Source organism: Zhongshania sp. (genome assembly GCF_047636175.1).
GTDB lineage: Bacteria > Pseudomonadota > Gammaproteobacteria > Pseudomonadales > Spongiibacteraceae > Spongiibacter.
On record NZ_JBLIKC010000018.1, the window covers coordinates 42,096 to 58,946 of the forward strand.

The 16,851-nt window shown below is 47.7% G+C and carries 17 protein-coding genes; 14 read left to right on the forward strand and 3 right to left on the reverse strand.

Annotated features, from left to right (window positions below):
- Positions 1 to 50 precede the first annotated feature (50 nt).
- The 7 genes from ACI955_RS11795 to ACI955_RS11825 all read left to right on the forward strand — a co-directional run bounded on the left by ACI955_RS11795 (position 51) and on the right by ACI955_RS11825 (position 6,836).
- Positions 51 to 1,028 (forward strand): polyprenyl synthetase family protein, encoded by a 978-nt coding sequence (locus tag ACI955_RS11795; RefSeq protein ID WP_415243940.1) that lies wholly within the window; start codon positions 51 to 53, stop codon positions 1,026 to 1,028.
- The gene (gene crtI, locus ACI955_RS11800; RefSeq protein WP_415243941.1) at positions 1,016 to 2,524 is read left to right on the forward strand and encodes a phytoene desaturase family protein; all 1,509 of its coding nucleotides are present in this window, start codon (positions 1,016 to 1,018) and stop codon (positions 2,522 to 2,524) included. Before ACI955_RS11795 ends, crtI begins: the two co-directional genes overlap by 13 nt.
- 3 nt (positions 2,525 to 2,527) lie before the next feature.
- On the forward strand, positions 2,528 to 3,433 hold the full coding sequence (locus ACI955_RS11805) for a phytoene/squalene synthase family protein (RefSeq protein WP_415243942.1): 906 nt from the start codon (positions 2,528 to 2,530) through the stop codon (positions 3,431 to 3,433).
- The gene (locus tag ACI955_RS11810; protein WP_415243943.1) at positions 3,426 to 4,541 is read left to right on the forward strand and encodes a lycopene cyclase family protein; all 1,116 of its coding nucleotides are present in this window, start codon (positions 3,426 to 3,428) and stop codon (positions 4,539 to 4,541) included. Before ACI955_RS11805 ends, ACI955_RS11810 begins: the two co-directional genes overlap by 8 nt.
- The gene (locus ACI955_RS11815; RefSeq protein ID WP_415243944.1) at positions 4,541 to 5,347 is read left to right on the forward strand and encodes a Brp/Blh family beta-carotene 15,15'-dioxygenase; all 807 of its coding nucleotides are present in this window, start codon (positions 4,541 to 4,543) and stop codon (positions 5,345 to 5,347) included. The genes ACI955_RS11810 and ACI955_RS11815 overlap by 1 nt, the downstream gene beginning before the upstream one ends.
- Positions 5,344 to 6,360, forward strand: coding sequence for a type 2 isopentenyl-diphosphate Delta-isomerase (gene fni / locus ACI955_RS11820; RefSeq protein WP_415243945.1), 1,017 nt, complete (start codon positions 5,344 to 5,346; stop codon positions 6,358 to 6,360). The genes ACI955_RS11815 and fni overlap by 4 nt, the downstream gene beginning before the upstream one ends.
- A gap of 197 nt (positions 6,361 to 6,557) precedes the next feature.
- Positions 6,558 to 6,836 (forward strand): peptidylprolyl isomerase, encoded by a 279-nt coding sequence (locus ACI955_RS11825; protein ID WP_415243946.1) that lies wholly within the window; start codon positions 6,558 to 6,560, stop codon positions 6,834 to 6,836.
- 175 nt (positions 6,837 to 7,011) lie between these two features.
- Here ACI955_RS11825 and oadA read toward each other — a convergent pair whose 3' ends face one another.
- Positions 7,012 to 8,826 (reverse strand): sodium-extruding oxaloacetate decarboxylase subunit alpha, encoded by a 1,815-nt coding sequence (oadA, locus tag ACI955_RS11830; RefSeq protein WP_415243947.1) that lies wholly within the window; start codon positions 8,824 to 8,826, stop codon positions 7,012 to 7,014.
- An 18-nt stretch (positions 8,827 to 8,844) separates the two neighbouring features.
- On the reverse strand, positions 8,845 to 10,260 hold the full coding sequence (locus ACI955_RS11835) for an acetyl-CoA carboxylase biotin carboxylase subunit (RefSeq protein WP_415243948.1): 1,416 nt from the start codon (positions 10,258 to 10,260) through the stop codon (positions 8,845 to 8,847).
- 1,117 nt (positions 10,261 to 11,377) lie between these two features.
- Here ACI955_RS11835 and ACI955_RS11840 point away from each other — a divergent pair.
- The 3 genes from ACI955_RS11840 to ACI955_RS11850 are packed head-to-tail and all read left to right on the forward strand — an operon-like array spanning position 11,378 to position 13,113.
- On the forward strand, positions 11,378 to 11,707 hold the full coding sequence (locus tag ACI955_RS11840) for a YbjQ family protein (protein ID WP_415243950.1): 330 nt from the start codon (positions 11,378 to 11,380) through the stop codon (positions 11,705 to 11,707).
- 2 nt (positions 11,708 to 11,709) lie between these two features.
- A complete protein-coding gene (locus tag ACI955_RS11845; protein WP_415243951.1) occupies positions 11,710 to 12,186 on the forward strand; it encodes a YbjQ family protein in 477 nt (158 codons plus the stop codon).
- Positions 12,187 to 12,189: 3 nt separating this feature from the next.
- On the forward strand, positions 12,190 to 13,113 hold the full coding sequence (locus ACI955_RS11850; protein ID WP_415243952.1) for a M48 family metallopeptidase: 924 nt from the start codon (positions 12,190 to 12,192) through the stop codon (positions 13,111 to 13,113).
- Here the strand turns inward: ACI955_RS11850 and ACI955_RS11855 are convergent.
- Positions 13,088 to 13,684, reverse strand: coding sequence for a class I SAM-dependent methyltransferase (locus tag ACI955_RS11855; RefSeq protein ID WP_415243953.1), 597 nt, complete (start codon positions 13,682 to 13,684; stop codon positions 13,088 to 13,090). The two genes, ACI955_RS11850 and ACI955_RS11855, sit on opposite strands and share 26 nt — an antisense overlap.
- Positions 13,685 to 13,869: 185 nt before the next feature.
- On the opposite strand from ACI955_RS11855, the gene ACI955_RS11860 reads away from it, so the two are divergent.
- The 4 genes from ACI955_RS11860 (at position 13,870) to ACI955_RS11875 (ending at position 16,835) form a co-directional block, all read left to right on the forward strand.
- Positions 13,870 to 14,247, forward strand: a complete 378-nt coding sequence (locus tag ACI955_RS11860; protein WP_415243954.1) for a cereblon family protein — start codon at positions 13,870 to 13,872, stop codon at positions 14,245 to 14,247.
- A gap of 54 nt (positions 14,248 to 14,301) precedes the next feature.
- The gene (locus ACI955_RS11865; protein ID WP_415243955.1) at positions 14,302 to 15,012 is read left to right on the forward strand and encodes a pseudouridine synthase; all 711 of its coding nucleotides are present in this window, start codon (positions 14,302 to 14,304) and stop codon (positions 15,010 to 15,012) included.
- Between the two features lie 125 nt (positions 15,013 to 15,137).
- Entirely contained in the window at positions 15,138 to 15,941 is an 804-nt protein-coding gene (locus tag ACI955_RS11870; protein ID WP_415243956.1) for a transglutaminase-like domain-containing protein, read from the forward strand.
- A gap of 42 nt (positions 15,942 to 15,983) precedes the next feature.
- Positions 15,984 to 16,835 carry a transglutaminase family protein gene (locus ACI955_RS11875; protein ID WP_415243957.1) on the forward strand — a complete coding sequence of 284 codons (852 nt, stop codon included), beginning with the start codon at positions 15,984 to 15,986 and terminating at the stop codon, positions 16,833 to 16,835.
- The last annotated feature ends 16 nt before the right edge of the window (positions 16,836 to 16,851 follow it).

Here is a 16,851-nt window from a genome sequence, read left to right on the forward strand (position 1 = left end):
AATCAGAACATTAGGGAAAACATAACTTACGTCTTATAAGGGTACTAAAAATGTTCCCAGCCATGTTAAGTCAAAAGCGAGCATTGACATCGTTGAGCGCACTGTATCAACGAGAAATATTTGATATGGACAGTATTCTGGCTCAGGCTGCTAGCTATCATTTTAACACTCCAGGTAAATCTTTTAGAGCGCAACTCGCGCTGTCTAGTGGCGAAGCCCTAGGCTTAAATGAGTATGACAATTTACATTGGGCAGCCGCTTGCGAGCTGTTGCACAATGCATCACTTATACATGATGATATTAGTGATGCGAGCACCCACAGGCGCGGAAAAGAAAGCATTCATGAGCACTTTGGTTCTGACATGGCTCTCTGTCTTGGTGACTGGATGGTAGCCAAAGCCTTCGAACTTGCCACCAGGAATAAACAATATGGCGGAGCGCTTGCTGCGCTTTTAGCTCGAGCAATGCAAGATACCTGTCGTGGCCAAATTTCTGACATTAGCCAACGCCAATGCATTGAATTAGATGAGTGGCAGAACATTGTTAAAGGCAAGACCACGCCTCTTTTACTCGCCCCTATTAAAGGTGCTGCATTAGCAGCGGGACTTAGCCAACATTCGGATAGCTTAGAGCCCTTGGGCACTCTGGAAACACTGGTCGGTTTATGCGGATTAGCCTACCAAGGTCTTAATGATATTGAAGATATTATTCCTTCGAGTCACCGTTCATGTGATATGGAGGGCCGAAAACCGAATTTAGTTGTTAGCCTTTTCTTTAAACAAGGTATTGGCAAAGTTGAATTCAACACGTGGTATCAAGCTGCGGATAATAGTCATCTATTTCATTGGCAGCGACGTATTGCTTGCAGTGATATAGTTTTAAAAGCTTACCAAACGGTGGATTTTTGGTTGCTACAGGCAGCTGAACAAATCAGCGACCTACCAATGGAACTCCAACCAGTTGCTTATAGTTTAGTTGAGTCTGTTAGACCAAAAACAACCGTTAACATTGAAGGATGGATAGCTTGACCTCCAAAGAGTTCGGAGCAGGTAAAACAGCTGTAGTAATCGGAGCAGGCTTCGCTGGTATGGCCACAGCACTAAGATTAAGGGCCCTGGGTTACCAAGTAACTTTGCTTGAGCGTCTTGGTAATTTGGGTGGCAGAGCACAAGTATTTGAGCGCGGTGGTTACCGTCATGATGCCGGGCCAACGGTTATTACAGCACCTTTTTTATTCGATGAGCTTTTTGAATTATTTGATGAGAAATTATCTGATCATCTAGAATTTGTACCTTTGGATCCATTCTATCGATTTCACTTTGCTGACGGTAGTCAGTTTGATTATTGCGCTAGTATTGACGATACCCTGACTGAGATTCGACGCTTTAGTAATGATGATGCAGATGGCTACCTTAAGTTATTAAAACAGTCCAAAAAGGTTTATGACGTTGCCTTTAAAAAACTTGTCCATCGGCCTTTTACTCGAATATGGGATATGATCAAACAGATTCCAGCTCTCATTATTCTCAAATGTTATAGAACTGTTTCACAAATGGTGAACAGTCACTTGAAGCACCCACTAATTCGCCAAGCTTTTTCTATTCACCCCTTGTTAGTCGGTGGAAATCCTTTTAAAACCACCGCTATTTACTCCTTGATTCATTACCTTGAACGCCGCTGGGGGGTATTTTTTTGTATGGGTGGAACGGGCAAGCTGGTTGAAGAATTAGGCGCTCTTATGGCGCGCCAGGGAGTTAATGTTGTTCTTAACGCTGATGTCGATGAGATAGTCGTTGTCAATAAAAAAGCAACTGGAATTAGACTCAATAATAATCAATCCATCCAAGCTGATTTAGTTGTGTTTGGTGGTGACCCAGAAACCTGCTATCAACACTTATTGCCTAAAACAAAATTCAGCCTACCTTCTGCTAAAAAGCGATACAGCATGGGATTGTATGTGTTGTATTTTGGCACAAAAAAACTTTACCCTGATGTCGCTCACCACAGTATTTGGATGGGGCCTCGATTTAAAGAGTTACTATCTGAAATTTTTAACGAAAAAAAAATGAGTGATGACTTTAGCCTTTATGTGCATCGCCCGACAGCAACAGACAAGAGTTTTGCTCCTGAGGGCTGTGAATCTTTTTATGTGTTGTGTCCGGTGCCAAACCTGCAGGGCAATGTAAATTGGAGCAGTGAGGGAGTACGTTTGCGTGACAGAATTATCGAAGCGCTAGAAGAAACGATACTGCCAGAGCTAACATCAGTGATTGAAGAAGTTTTTTGGATGACTCCAGAAGATTTTGCAAAGGACTATCGTTCAATGCATGGAGCAGGTTTCTCAATTGAACCGCGACTAACCCAGTCTGCTTGGTTTCGCTTTCACAATCGTGATCGCTCAATTTCTAATCTATATTTTGTTGGCGCCGGCACTCATCCGGGCGCCGGACTGCCCGGGGTCGTCAGCTCTGCCAAAGTCGTCGAGGAATTACTGACAGGGGTCGAGGTCGGCTCAGGCGGATAAGTAATGGAAAATTTATCTACCACTTCTCTTACACAATCGGTCCCTAAACAAATACTGGCTCGGCACGGTAAAACATTTTATTGGGCCAGCTTATTCCTAGGTTCTAAACTGGCCGACCGTGTTGCACACCTCTACCAATTTTGTCGATTTGTTGACGACTTAGCCGATGGTGATTTGCCTAATCGTGAAGGGTCTCTTGAAGATATTCGCGCCCGTTTGAATGGTAGCAATCAACTAGCAGGTCCAGAAGTAGAGGACTTTATGCTTCTAGCGAAAGAAAACGACATTCCATTGGCAGCCGCTCGTGAGTTGCTCGATGGTATGCTTAAAGACCAACAACCAACTGTTATTAGGGATGAAGCTGAATTACTTCGTTACTGCCATGCGGTCGCAGGTACGGTGGGCTTGATGATGTGCCGCGTGCTGAAATGTGAAAATAAGCGCGCCGAGAGCTTTGCCATTGACCTCGGTATTGCGATGCAATTGACCAATATTTCTAGAGATGTGCTGGAAGACGCAAAAATGGGTCGTCGCTATATTCCGGCAAACTGGGTCGATTTGCCCGCTACAGAGATCGCTGAGGCCGACATTAACAGTCATCATCCAATCGCCATAGCAGTTGATCGTTTAATAGATCTGGCAGAAGACTATTATCAGAGCGCCTTGTTAGGTATTCAGCTCCTGCCTTTACGCTCGCGTCTTTCCATTATTATTGCATTACGCGTCTATCGGCAGATTGGCTGGGTATTAAAACGGCGCAGCCTGCCGTGGTGGCAAGGACGAGTCTTTGTGACCAAGCCAGAAAAGGCACTTTTGAGTTTGCGTAGCCTTGGTGACTTAATACCATTGAAAGTCCCAGCGCATAAAAAAGAACTGCACCGACACTTGCAGGGTCTTGCCGGTGTCTAAATTAGGCAATAGTGCGAATGAAATTAATGAGTTTGATATTGCCATTATTGGTGGTGGCAGTGCTGGTATCACACTCGCAGCTAAGCTCCGCAATTGTTCTGCAGTCGTCGTAGAGCCCTATACTCCAGCTGAGCGCGACTGCAGCTGGGCGCTGTGGGCAAACAGTCATCAGGTAAAAAAATTTGCTTCAGCAACTAAAGGTAGCTGGAAACAGTGGCGATTAATTGATCACCAGACTGAGGTGCGCCATTGCAGTGATCAGTATCGCTACACCAGCCTCAGTTCTGCCCAATATATGAGCGAATGTGAAGGTAAACTGGCAGCGGGTGTCGACCTTGTTAGAGCGCCAGCAGAAGATTTGGTTGCCGCTGGTAACGGCGGCACATTTACCGCTGCTGGAAAGTATTATAAGGCAACCCAGCTATATGATAGTCGACCACCAAAAATGGCCAACAATAGTTTAAGACAGCATTTTCTAGGATGGGAAATACGTACCAAGAACCCTATTCATGATTCTGATATAGCGACATTAATGGACTTTCGTGTCGATCAATCTAGAGGCCTGCATTTCATCTATGCTTTGCCTTTTTCTGATCATAGATTATTAATCGAATCGACTATGATCTCTAATCATGTAGAAGATAAAGACTGGTATCGACAAGCTATTTCTGACTGGCTGCGTGAACAAAGCATTGAAATAGAAGAAAAATTGAGTGAAGAAATCGGCGTTATACCCATGCATACAATAGTGCCACTGGATAATGGTATCGCCAGTATTGGCGCAGCCAGTGGCGCAGTGCGCTTGTCATCCGGATATGCTTTTACAGGAATTCAAGCTCAAATCACTCAATTAGCTAAGAGAATTAGCGTCGGCCAGTACACCGTGCCCACCCCTATTTCACCCATACTGATCCGTATGGATAAAGTCTTTAATCGAGTATTAATGGCGCAACCAGAGCTGGCTGTGTCGCTGATGATGCGCACCGCTAAGGCTTTAGACGCCAATGGATTTGCGCGTTTTATGCTGGGCTCCGCTACCATCATGGACTGGGCCAAGGTCATTATAGCAATGCCTAAAGTGCCTTTTCTGAAACAAATCTTCCAGTGATGAACTCTTGGGATATGGTCGCAATCGGCGCCACTTTATTACTAGGCGTACCGCATGGGGGTCTTGATGGTGCGGTTGCTCGGCGCATTGGCTGGCCGATAGGAATTGCACCTTGGCTGGGTTTCCATCTGGTCTATATTGCCTTGGCAGCACTAGTCGCTGGTCTTTGGTGGTTATTTCCGTTAACAAGTTTAAGCGTTTTCCTGCTGATCTCAGCATTTCATTTTGGAGCTAGTGATATTGCCGATAGTGGCTCTCACTGGTTGCCGTGGGCAGCACATGGTGGCTTGGTTTGTATTGCGATTCCGTGCTTACAACCCTCACAGGTAGAGTCAATCTTCGCAGTTCTTGTTGGTGCGGAAAACGCTAGTATATTGATGTTTGGGATAACTATTTTATTTATACCTTGGATTATTAGCTTTATTGGCTATTTTGGGTACGCTTACTATAGGCCCCAATACCGAAAGCCATTAATCACTTTGCTAATATTTTTTGGTTTGGCCGCTACACTCCCCCCCTTGATTAGTTTTGCACTCTATTTTTGTCTCTGGCATAGCCAAGGACACATACGTCGGTTATGGAATAGTCTTGAACAACATGAGCGCAATCGAAGTATTAGTGAAGCAGCGATTTATACAATTGCAGCTTGGATTAGTGTCGGCGTTATTTTCTATTATTTACAGGGTTCGGCCGCCACTTTACTAATCCAATTAACATTTATTGGCCTGGCAGCACTGACTCTACCTCATATGTTATTAGTCGATTATGCCCACAGAAAAATTCAGAAAAAAGAGGCATTGCTATGACTGATATTCGTAATCGCAAAGCAGATCACATAGAACTTGCATTAAAACCAATGCATCAATCTCAGCAGACTGCTGGGTTTGATCGCCTGTGCTTTGAACCTAATCCTCTCCCCCAGATAGCCTTAAATGATATCGAGCTCCAAAGTGAATTCTTAGGTCAGCTTGTTTCAGCACCATTTTTGATTGGTGCTATGACCGGTGGTTGTGAGAATGGCGAATTAATCAATCAACATCTTGCCGAGGCAGCCGAAGCCAGTCAAATTCCACTGGCTCTAGGTTCGCAGAGAGCGGCCTTAGAGCAACATAAGCAGCAAGACATTCGGCGCTGGGCGCCATCCGCTATTATATTGAGTAATTTAGGCGCAACGCAGTTACAGCAGAGTGGTCTTGATCTAGCCCGCAAGGCTGTAGAGTCGGTTCAAGCTAATGCATTGATTATTCATCTTAATCCATTGCAAGAGCTAATACAGCCGAATGGAGACCGAGATTGGAATCTGGTTTTAGAGGCTATCGAAAACTGTGTATCTAAGCTTGGCGTGCCAATTATTGTCAAAGAAGTTGGCTCTGGCATAGGGCCTACTAGTGCTAAAAAATTAATGGATGTTGGTGTTAATTGGATTGAAGTCGCTGGCCGTGGTGGCACTAGTTGGGCCAGTATTGAACTAGAGCGTAATGGTTCTGAGCGTGAACGAGACATTGCTGCTCCCTTTATTGACTGGGGTATGGATACTGTCGAATTGTTGCCTGCAGTGCACAGCGCCTGTCCATCTTTAGGACTGATTGGCTCAGGTGGTGTGCGTCATGGTTTAGATATTGCCCGTTGCATCCGACTAGGTGCAACAATGACGGCTTTAGCCTACCCTTTTTTAGCACCGGCTTTAAGGTCTACCGAAGCCGTTATCGATAAAATTTCGGTACTGCAGGAGCAGTTGCGATGGGCCATGTTCCTAACCGGCAGTAAATCGCTGTCAGAATTGCGCCACGCTGCCTTACAACAGAAACTAACTATTTGAATTCTATTAATTGAATCGGCAGAATTGTCAGTTAATATTCGGCTGAAAAGCCCAAATCAATATTTAACTTGCTCTTAACTATGAAGCTTTTTCCCAAGAGGTTATTTGAAAAACCAGCCTTCCATAGTGGAGTAAGCGGGCATTTAGCGACCATGCCCTGCTATAATCACCAAAAATCATACAACAGGGATTAACTCATGACCGTCGCTAGCGCTCGCCATATTCTGGTAAAGACTGAACAACAAGCCCAAGATTTAAAAAACAAAATAGCTAAAGGCAGCGACTTTGGCGAATTAGCAAAGAAGTTCTCTGACTGCCCATCAGGTCAGAAAGGCGGTGATCTAGGTGAATTCCGTCCCGGCCAAATGGTTAAGCCCTTTGACGATGTGGTATTTAAAGAAGCAATTTTAGAGGTTCACGGCCCTGTTAAAACCCAGTTTGGCTATCATTTAATTGAAACTATCTACCGCAATTAAGCTAACACTAAGCGCAGTCTTCTATACTCAGAAAAAGCCCGACACCCAGTATTGAATACGTGGCTGATTGAAGAGTATAAGACTGCGCTGCACAAACAGAGGATTACATTGAAAACAAGCTCTACCCCGCAAAATTGATAACAATTATCATTTTAGAAAACCAATACTGCCAGTACTAATCTCCCGCCTCTATGTCTACTAGCACTTCGCCCGGCGTTACCCGGTCGCCTTTGGCAACAAATATCGCAGTGACTGTCCCGCTGATCGGCGCTTGTACTTCAGCTTCCATCTTCATGGCTTCGGTGACTAAGACCGCCTGACCTGCGGTGACCGTATCGCCCACGACAACCAACACCTCAACAATATTACCCGGCATATTGGTACTAACGTGACCCGGCTTGCTGGCCGATTTACGCCCACTGCTGCCCTCGGCCTTGTATTCATTCAGGGCTTCAAATACAACCTCTTCAGGCATACCGTCCAAGGTCATGTAAATATGACGTTTACCAGACCCTTTGATGCCCACACCGGTAATGGCGACTTGGTAGCTCTCGCCATGCACATCGATGACAAACTCGGTGGGCACGCCGCCTTCACTCACCGGGCGAGTTGCTTGGCCGATAGGCTCAAGACCTTCGGGAACCAACGTCCCCGCTTCACGCTCAGTCAAAAATGCACGGCCCAAATCAGGGAACATCGCGTAAGTCAGCACGTCTTCTTCCGACTTCGCTAAGTCGCCAACCTCCTTGCGCAGTTTAACTAATTCCGGTGCCAGTAAATCTGCTGGCCGCACATCAATCACATCCTCAGCGCCAATCGCCCTAGCGCGCAGCTCCTTATTTACTTCAGCGGGTGCGGCGCCGTAATGACCTTGCAAATAGCGCTTCACCTCGTTAGTGATCGTTGTGTAACGCTTGTCAGCCAGAATATTCATCACCGCCTGAGTGCCAACAATTTGTGAAGTTGGCGTTACGAGAGGGGGATAACCCAAATCTTTACGCACAGCGGGAATTTCAGCAAAAACATCTCTAATCCGATTCAATGCGCCCTGTTCTTTAAGCTGATTGGCAAGGTTTGACATCATGCCACCGGGCACTTGGTTAATCTGCACACCGACATCTTCGCGGGTGAATTCGCTTTCAAACTGATGGTATTTTTTGCGCACTTCCCACAGCTTTACAGAAATTTCTTGGAGCGCGGGCAGGTCCAAACCAGAATCTCGGGGCGTGCCCTTTAAGGCGGCGACCATGGTTTCGGTTGCCGGATGACTGGTGCCATTGGCAAACGCCGACATGGCGGTATCAATAATATCGATACCCGCTTCAATCGCTTTCAACTGACACAAGCCAGCGAGGCCCGAGGTCATATGAGAATGCAGCGCCAGCGGCACATCAACCGTATCTTTTAAGGCCTTAACGAGTTCAGACGTTGCCATTGGCGTTAACAAACCCGCCATGTCTTTAATCGCAATGGAATCCACCCCCATCGCCACCATGTCCTTGGCCTGCTGCACAAATTTTGCGGTGTTATGAACCGGGCTGGTGGTATAGCAAAGTGTGCCCTGTGCATGTTTACCCGATTTTTTTACCGCGGCAATAGCCGTCTGCAAATTGCGTACGTCATTCATGGCGTCGAATACACGGAAAATATCCATGCCATTATCGGCGGATTTTTGAATAAACGCCTCAACCACATCGTCGGCGTAATGACGGTAGCCCAACAAGTTTTGGCCGCGCAGTAACATTTGCAATTGCGTATTTGGCAGCGCCTCGCGCAATTTTCGCAAACGCTCCCAAGGGTCTTCTTTCAAAAAACGCACACAGGCGTCAAAGGTTGCGCCGCCCCACACTTCCAGCGACCAAAACCCTATCGCATCCAGCTGGGCGCATAACGGCAGCATATCTTCGGTGCGCATTCGCGTTGCCAACAAGGACTGATGACCATCGCGCAGTGCAACATCAGTAATCAGTACAGCTTTATCTTGGCTCATTATAATATCCTTTTTATCTTACAGGCCGGCGTGGGCGGCAATGGCCGCAGCCACCACCAGCGCGATGTCTTCGGGGCGACTTTTATCCGAGTACTGAGTCAGTTCAGGGTGACTTTCAACAAAGCTGGTATCGAAGTTTCCGGCGCGAAAATCAGGGTGCTTAAGAATCTGTTGGTAATAGGCCGCCGTGGTTTTCACACCCTGCAAGCGCATATCATTTAAAGCGCGCGCGCCCCGATTCAAGACCTCATCCCAAGTTAAACCCCAGACAACCAATTTGAGACACATGGAGTCGAAATACGGGGGAATGGTGTAACCGGTGTAAATCGCTGTGTCGACCCGCACACCCGGACCACCGGGTGCGTAGTAGCGACTGATTTTACCAAAGCTAGGTAAAAAATCATTTTTTGGGTCTTCGGCATTAACCCGAAACTGCATAGCGAAGCCGCGATAGGAAATATCCTGCTGGCGATACCCCAGCGGCAAACCGGAGGCAATGCGAATTTGTTCGCGCACAATATCCACTCCCGTAATTTGCTCGGTGATGGTGTGCTCAACCTGAACGCGGGTATTCATTTCCATGAAATAGATTTGATTGTCAGCAAGTAAAAATTCCACGGTGCCCGCGTTTTCATAGCCAACTGCTTCTGCAGCGCGCACCGACATGTCGCCAATATAAGCCCGCTGTTCAGGGGTCAACTGGGGCGATGGCGCAATCTCAATGAGCTTTTGGTTGCGGCGTTGAATTGAGCAGTCGCGCTCAAATAAATGAATCACATTACCGTGGCTGTCACCCAGTATCTGAGCTTCGATATGACGGGGATTAACAATGCACTTTTCCATAAACACATCAGCGCGCCCAAAGGCTTTAGTGGCCTCAGACACCACCCTATCAAACTGCTGAAGGAGGTCTGCCTCACTATTGCAGCGCCGAATACCACGGCCACCACCACCCGAGGTCGCTTTCAACATAACGGGATAGCCAATAGTTTTAGCAAAACTTACCGCCTCGTTAACGTCAGCTAAATTGCCATCGGTGCCCGGCGTTACCGGCACACCCGCTGCAGTCATGGCACGGCGGGCTTCAGTTTTATCCCCCATACAGCGTATGACTTCGGCGCTAGGCCCAATAAACTTAATCCCGCGCTGCGCACAAATCTCAGCAAGCTCGGCATTCTCTGACAAAAACCCATAACCGGGATGCAAACCATCGCAGCCGGTCTCTACCGCCAGACCCACTAACTTTCGGGCATTTAAATACCCTTCCAAAGGATCAGCACCGAGGTTGTAGGACTCATCCGCGCGCTTAACATGCAGTGAAAATCGATCTGGCTCGGTGTAAACAGCCGCTGACCGAATACCCATCTCCGCGCAGGCTCGTACTATTCGCACCGCGATTTCACCACGATTAGCGATCAGGATTTTTTTTAACATAGCTGAACTCCCTCTGGGGAAGAATTACCCCCGCACCTAGCCTTAGCAGTAACCAAATGACTATTAAAAACCGACTTCAGAGCCGCGCAATCTAATACACACGCAAAATACATGCAGCCACCGTACCGAAAACCCTGCAAACATAAAAATTAATATTATTGGTGATATCAATAAATCATTGCTTATAGTTATAGCAGGAGCTCAACTAATATTAAACGATCAATAACGTAGGGTAGTCAGTTACTTGCTCCGCCTAAGTCTAGGCCAAGCCGAGGCATTGCTGGCCGCTTGACCGCACTGCTGCTACTCTAAATCCATCCAGCAAGTAGATTTATAGTAGCAGCGATTAGCTCGTAAATACCCAAGCTGCACGACGTCGCTGGCCAAACCCTGCTTGATTATTTGGCTAAGCGGCTATTCTTGACGGCTGCAGACGACCGAATACATCGCCCGAAGCAAGAAACCCAAACAACGTTTAGTGCACCTTAAATAGAATTAAGTGAACTTCATGGTCGTTTACAGGGCATTCTCAATCTTGCTATAGATTCTAGCGCCGAACAGCGACTACCGCCTTATATCAACAAGTTTTATCAACATCAGCCTGCGCATTGTCAACCACCAGTGCCGGCCAGAACGTCTGGCAGATAATCTCGACGACCTTGCGATCATGACCCAAATGCCCAAAAGACGCGTATTAGATAATATTGTTCTTGCAAGACATTACCTATTTGTACTCGCCTCCCACAGTCACCCAGTATTAAGCTGCGACGCAAATCCCGACATCAGCCTCCTCAAACTACTAAAACATTCACTAACACAGCGAAAACCAACTTCGGTTGCGCGGCACAAAACCATTAGGCAAAGGCAAAGCAATGAACTTTAAAATTGAATCTTGATGGATAACTACATTAATCCGAATTTAGCTTTGTGCATCCAAGAGCAAAGTAAGTCGCCCAGCGCCAGGGGAACCAGCGGTTTGTATGTAAGCAAAAGCTCTTCATAAATCTTTTAATTAGACACACACCTAAAAACCAGCTTTGATAGTTACTAGCCAAGATATTGAGCCGCACCCTCGGCAAGATAAGCACAATGACCATAAACACCCAAGGATCACTCAATGACCCACATCCTAATCAGCAATATAGAAATTATCCCCGGCAAACGCGTAACTCAACACTTAGGCCTAGTGCTAGGAAGCACCGTACGAGCCAAACACGCGGGCAAAGACATTATGGCTGGCCTAAAAAACATCTTCGGTGGCGAACTGACCGGCTATACCGAACTACTATCTGAAGCGCGCAAGGAAGCCACTGATCGCATGACCGAGCAAGCCAAAGCCATTGGCGCCAACGCTGTTGTTAACGTGCGCTATTCCACCTCCTCTATTACCGCTGGCGCCTCAGAAATTCTTGCCTATGGCACTGCTGTTTTCCTTGAGGAAAAATAATCATGGAAGGCCTGATTCAATTAGGCGTCTTTGCGCTGCTGCTGGGGTTAGGTTTTTTCTTTGGCCGCCGCGCCGAAGCCAAACACTATAAAAATATCTTTGCCCGCGAAGACGAGCTGCGCCACATTGTGGTGTCTACCGACCGCTTCCCACCCACGCAATTTATCGCTCACCACGGCGAACTCGTCAGTGGCAATGTGGTGATTTCAGTGGATTATTTCAAGCGGGTGTCTGCCGCATTGCGGGCCTTAGTGGGTGGCCGCATTCGCAGCTATGAGACCTTACTTGACCGCGCCCGCCGCGAGGCGCTGTTGCGCATGCAAGAGCAAGCCCGCAGTGTCGGCGCCGAAGCCATTATTAATACCAAGTTTGAAACCAGTCGAATATCTGGCGGCAGCAGCAAAGGTATTGGCTCGATTGAAGTTTTAGCCTATGGGACGGCTTTAATACCCCAAGCTGCCCAGATAAAAAGCGAGTAAACGGTGAGCTTTGCCAAGCAAAATCCCAAGATTCCAGAGGGCATCAACACTTCTGCAGATAATCCCCTCAAGGAATTTTTTATTCTATTGCTCGGGGTATTTATTGTTTTTGGTACTACCTTGGGGCTACTGCTGGTATTTACACACAGCTTGGCGCCCTATATTCCGTTTCGCTACGAACAGCAGTTGATGAGCAAATACGGACAGTGGACTCGCTCAGAATCTGAGCATAGCAGTGCCTTTCAAGACGCCGAGACCGCAATACAAGAGCTTGGGCAAAGCTTAGCACTACAATCGGAACTCGCAGATGGCATCAGCACCCAGTTCCACCTGCTCGACCAGCCGAATGTACCCAATGCCTTCGCTACCTTGGGCGGCCAAATATTTGTCACCACCGGCTTATTACAGGAAGTGTCTTCGGAAAATGCCCTGGCGATGGTGCTTGCCCATGAAATTGCCCATATTAAATACCGTCACCCCGCCCAATCTTTAAGCGGCGGATTGCTGGTGCAATTATTTCTAAGCATTGTTACCGGCGGACAAAACGCCAGCGCTTTACAAAGCACCGCCCAGCAAACCGGCATACTAACCATGCTAAGTTTTAGTCGAAAAATGGAAGTTACCGCCGACACGGCCGCCATGAATACCTTAGAAAATTACTATGGTCACTTGGTCGGCAGCGAAGAATTCTTCGCAAAAATTTTAGGACAGCACCAACAGGCCAGATGGCGGGCGCTGTTTACCAGCCACCCGAATTTAAGCCAACGCATTGAGTATATTCAGGCCCGCGCTCAAAGCCTTACTCAAGTTAATGGCGACAAACCGAACACCAAGGCATTAGACCCGCGTTTAAAGAATATTCAGGAAATACTCGCTAATAATGACTATCAAAGCCAAGGCTCTAGCGAGCACCAAGATATAAATTAACCTTGGAAAACTCCTCAGACTCAGCCAAATCCGGCACGGTGGTAGCGCGCTGATACGCCAACCAATGATAGCTATCGACCTGAAAATCTTTCACCCTTGAATCAGCCACTAACACCTGTGGAGCACGCTTTAAGAAAGCCTCTAACAAGGGTAAATTTGCGCGATCGTATAGTACATCGGCGACCAGAATGACATCGTAGCGCTCGTCACTCGCGAAGAAATCATCACTGTAGCTAAGCTCGGCCTTATTTAACGCAGCATTGGCACGACTCGCCAAAATAGCATCGGCGTCGAGGTCACAGGCAATCACCTCCTTGGCACCTGCGAGCTTTGCAGCAATGGCTACCACCCCCGAACCACAGCCAAAATCCAGCACTTTTTTACCGCGCACGAGGTCTGGATTATCAAAAAGATAGCGCGCCATGACCTGGCCACTGGCCCAGCAAAAACACCAATACGCGGGATAATTCATGATCCGTCGGGTCTGATCAGGGCTTAGATCATGCTGGGGATAATCTGCGCTTAACAGCAGCAGGGCGATTTCTGGCACTAGGGGTAGCGGCGTATTCACTACTTTCGCCTGTGGTAAAAAATCCTGTAACAACGTCGCAAGAATTTGTCTCCCTTCACTAACTGAAAGCGCTTGTAGCAAAGCCCCAACCCCTATATGTTAAAACATGAAAGTAAGCATATTACCGGATTAAAACGGTTTTTCGGAGAGCGCCATAATGGCAACTAACTCAATCGGAGAACGCTATGAGTAATTTGCCCATAAAGCAACTCGTTCACGATGCATTATTTCAGGTTCAAGGCAGCGAACCCTCTGAACTTATCTCTTGTCTAAACTGCCACCAGGCGATTACCGCCACCAGTTATCGTATCTGTATCCAAGACCAACATCACCACCGCTTTATCAATCCCGGCGGCGTTATTTACGATGTGTGCTGCTTCCACTCGGCACCTGGAACTATTATCAGCGGCGAACCCACGTCGCAGTATTGTTGGTTTCAAGGCTACCGCTGGCAGTATGCCCACTGTGAACACTGCACAGAGCAACTTGGCTGGTACTATGAAAATCACCACCTCGAGTCCTTCTTTGCACTGATTCCCAGTTCTCTACGCAGCAAAAATTAAGACGCCAATATCCGGTATACTTGGGTCAACTCTAGGCTGCGACCAAAAACCCTTATGTCAGATAGCTCACATACCCAAAAGCAGCCAACGACCGGCGTCGATTTCATTGTGCCCCATTGCGCCGAGGCCATTCGCTATCTACACCGCGATGACGACTTGCTTGTTGTCAGCAAACCCGCAGGATTGCTATCTGTACCCGGCCGTCACCCTGACAATAAAGACTGCCTTATTAGCCGCATAAACCAAGATTACCCCAATGCAAGCATTGTTCATCGCCTTGATATGTCCACCTCTGGACTGATGATTGTCGCCTGTCACCCAGACAGCCACCGGGCGCTGAGCCGACTATTTCAAGACCGCAAAATTTATAAAGAATATCAGGCCGTCGTTTACGGCAAGGTCAGCAGCGTAGAGGGGTTTATCGATCTTCCCCTCGCCTGCGACTGGCCCAACCGCCCCCGACAGGAACTTAATTTCGACTACGGCAAATCCGCCCAAACCCACTATGAAAATTGCGGCACAACGGCCGAAGACCACAGCAAATTACGTTTGATACCGATCACTGGACGCTCCCACCAACTTAGAGTTCACACCGCCAGTATTGGCCACCCCATTTTAGGCTGCGAGTTTTATGCTCACCCCAAGGCAAAAGCCGCCGCTGAGCGCTTACTGCTACACGCCTCACGACTAAAATTTATCCACCCAGGCAGTAAAGATGAACTAGATATAAACTTAGGCGCCACATTTTGGTCTGAACCAGCCTAAGCAGAGACCCCTCGCTTTATTGGCAGTTAATATTCGCATTTGTCACAATGACAGTGAATTCATGATATACATCTGTGGCAACGCCAAACTTATATCACCTTGTTTCATTCAATAGGAGCAGACGCATGTGGTTAAAAACGAGTTGCGATTTATCCTTCGATATTGAAGTGCCCACACCGTTTGTATTGATGCTTAGAGCACGCAGTGGCGCCCAGCAATGGATTGCCAGCGAACAGTACAAACTGGCACCCAGTGTTCCTGCATTTGAATTCACCGATGTCTATGGCAATCTCTGTCAGCGCTTAGTCGCTCAGCCGGGGTATTTTTCTATACACACTCGCGCCGAGGCAAAGACCGCCGATTTTTTAGACCAAGCACCCGGCGCGCCGTTCGTTGAAGTTCAAAGACTGCCGGACTCGGTACTCAACTATCTTCTGCCCAGCCGCTATTGCGAATCTGATCGCTTTGGACAAATGGCGATGGAGATTACCGCCGGCCAACTTCTCGGCTACAACCAAGTCGCTGCCATTGAGAGCTGGCTGCGCAACAATGTTACTTTCACTCCGGGCAACAGCGACGTTCAAGTTACTGCAATTGAAATAAACGCGCGAAAGTACGGCGTGTGTCGCGATATGGCCCACCTAGGTATTGCGCTATGTAGAAGCTTAAGCATTCCGGCAAGAATGGTAGTAGGCTATTTATATGGCCTGCAACCGATGGATCTACATGCTTGGTTTGAAGCTTATGTGGGCGACCGCTGGTACACCTTCGATGCAACCCAGCCCTCTTTAAAAGGCGGCTATGTCGCCATTGGTTACGGCCGCGATGCTGCTGATGTCGCTGTTTACAATCAATTTGGACCAGGGGTCTACCCTTCCAGCCAAGTGGTTAGCGTAGAGCTTATCAATGAAAGCTCCATCATCGACTAGTCGAGATTCAATGCGGTAAATCGGCTAAATACTGGACACACAATGCAGCGCTATAACATTATCCACAGAACCTACTACAACTTTTCCGAAGAAGTGCAGCTTGGGCCACACCACTTACGCCTGCGGCCAAGAGAAGATTATGAGCTTCGCATCGAGTCGTTCTCCCTAAAAATTTCGCCCAATGCTAATTTGCTATGGCACCGCGACGCCGAGGGAAACTCCGTGGCCACCGCCACCTTCGATCTCCCCGCCCAGCAACTGGTATTTGAAAGCGAGCTCATCATTCAGCAATACAATGAGTCACCGCTTAATTTTATGGTTGCCGATTACGCCATCAATTATCCCTTTAGTTATTTGCCGGACGATCAAGTTTTGCTGAGTCCGTATATGCAGCTACCCGATCAAGAAACACAGCAAATGATCTCTCTATGGGCGCAAACACTTTGGCAGGGCGACGAAAAGATTCAGACCTATACTTTGCTACAGCGAATCGCCAGTCATATTTATCAAACCCAAACCTATAAATTAAGAGAAGAACCGGGCGTGCAAACCGCCAAGGACACCTTGGTATGTGGCACGGGTTCCTGCCGAGATTTTGCCCAACTCTTTATGGATGCCACAAAGTGCATGGGCCTAGCAGCGCGCTTTGTCAGTGGCTACCTACACGCCCCCGGCAGTGACGCCGCCGGTGCTACCCATGCGTGGGCAGAGGTCTACTTACCAGGCGCTGGCTGGAAGGGCTTTGACCCCACTATTGGCGAAATGGCCGGCACAGATCATATTCCAGTCGCGGTTGCGCGGCTCTCTAAATCCGTGCCGCCAATAGAAGGATCGTTTAGAGGCGCGCCAGACTCAAGCTTGGATGTGGGTGTATGGGTGAGTAAATTACCCTAATCATCCACAATTTAAA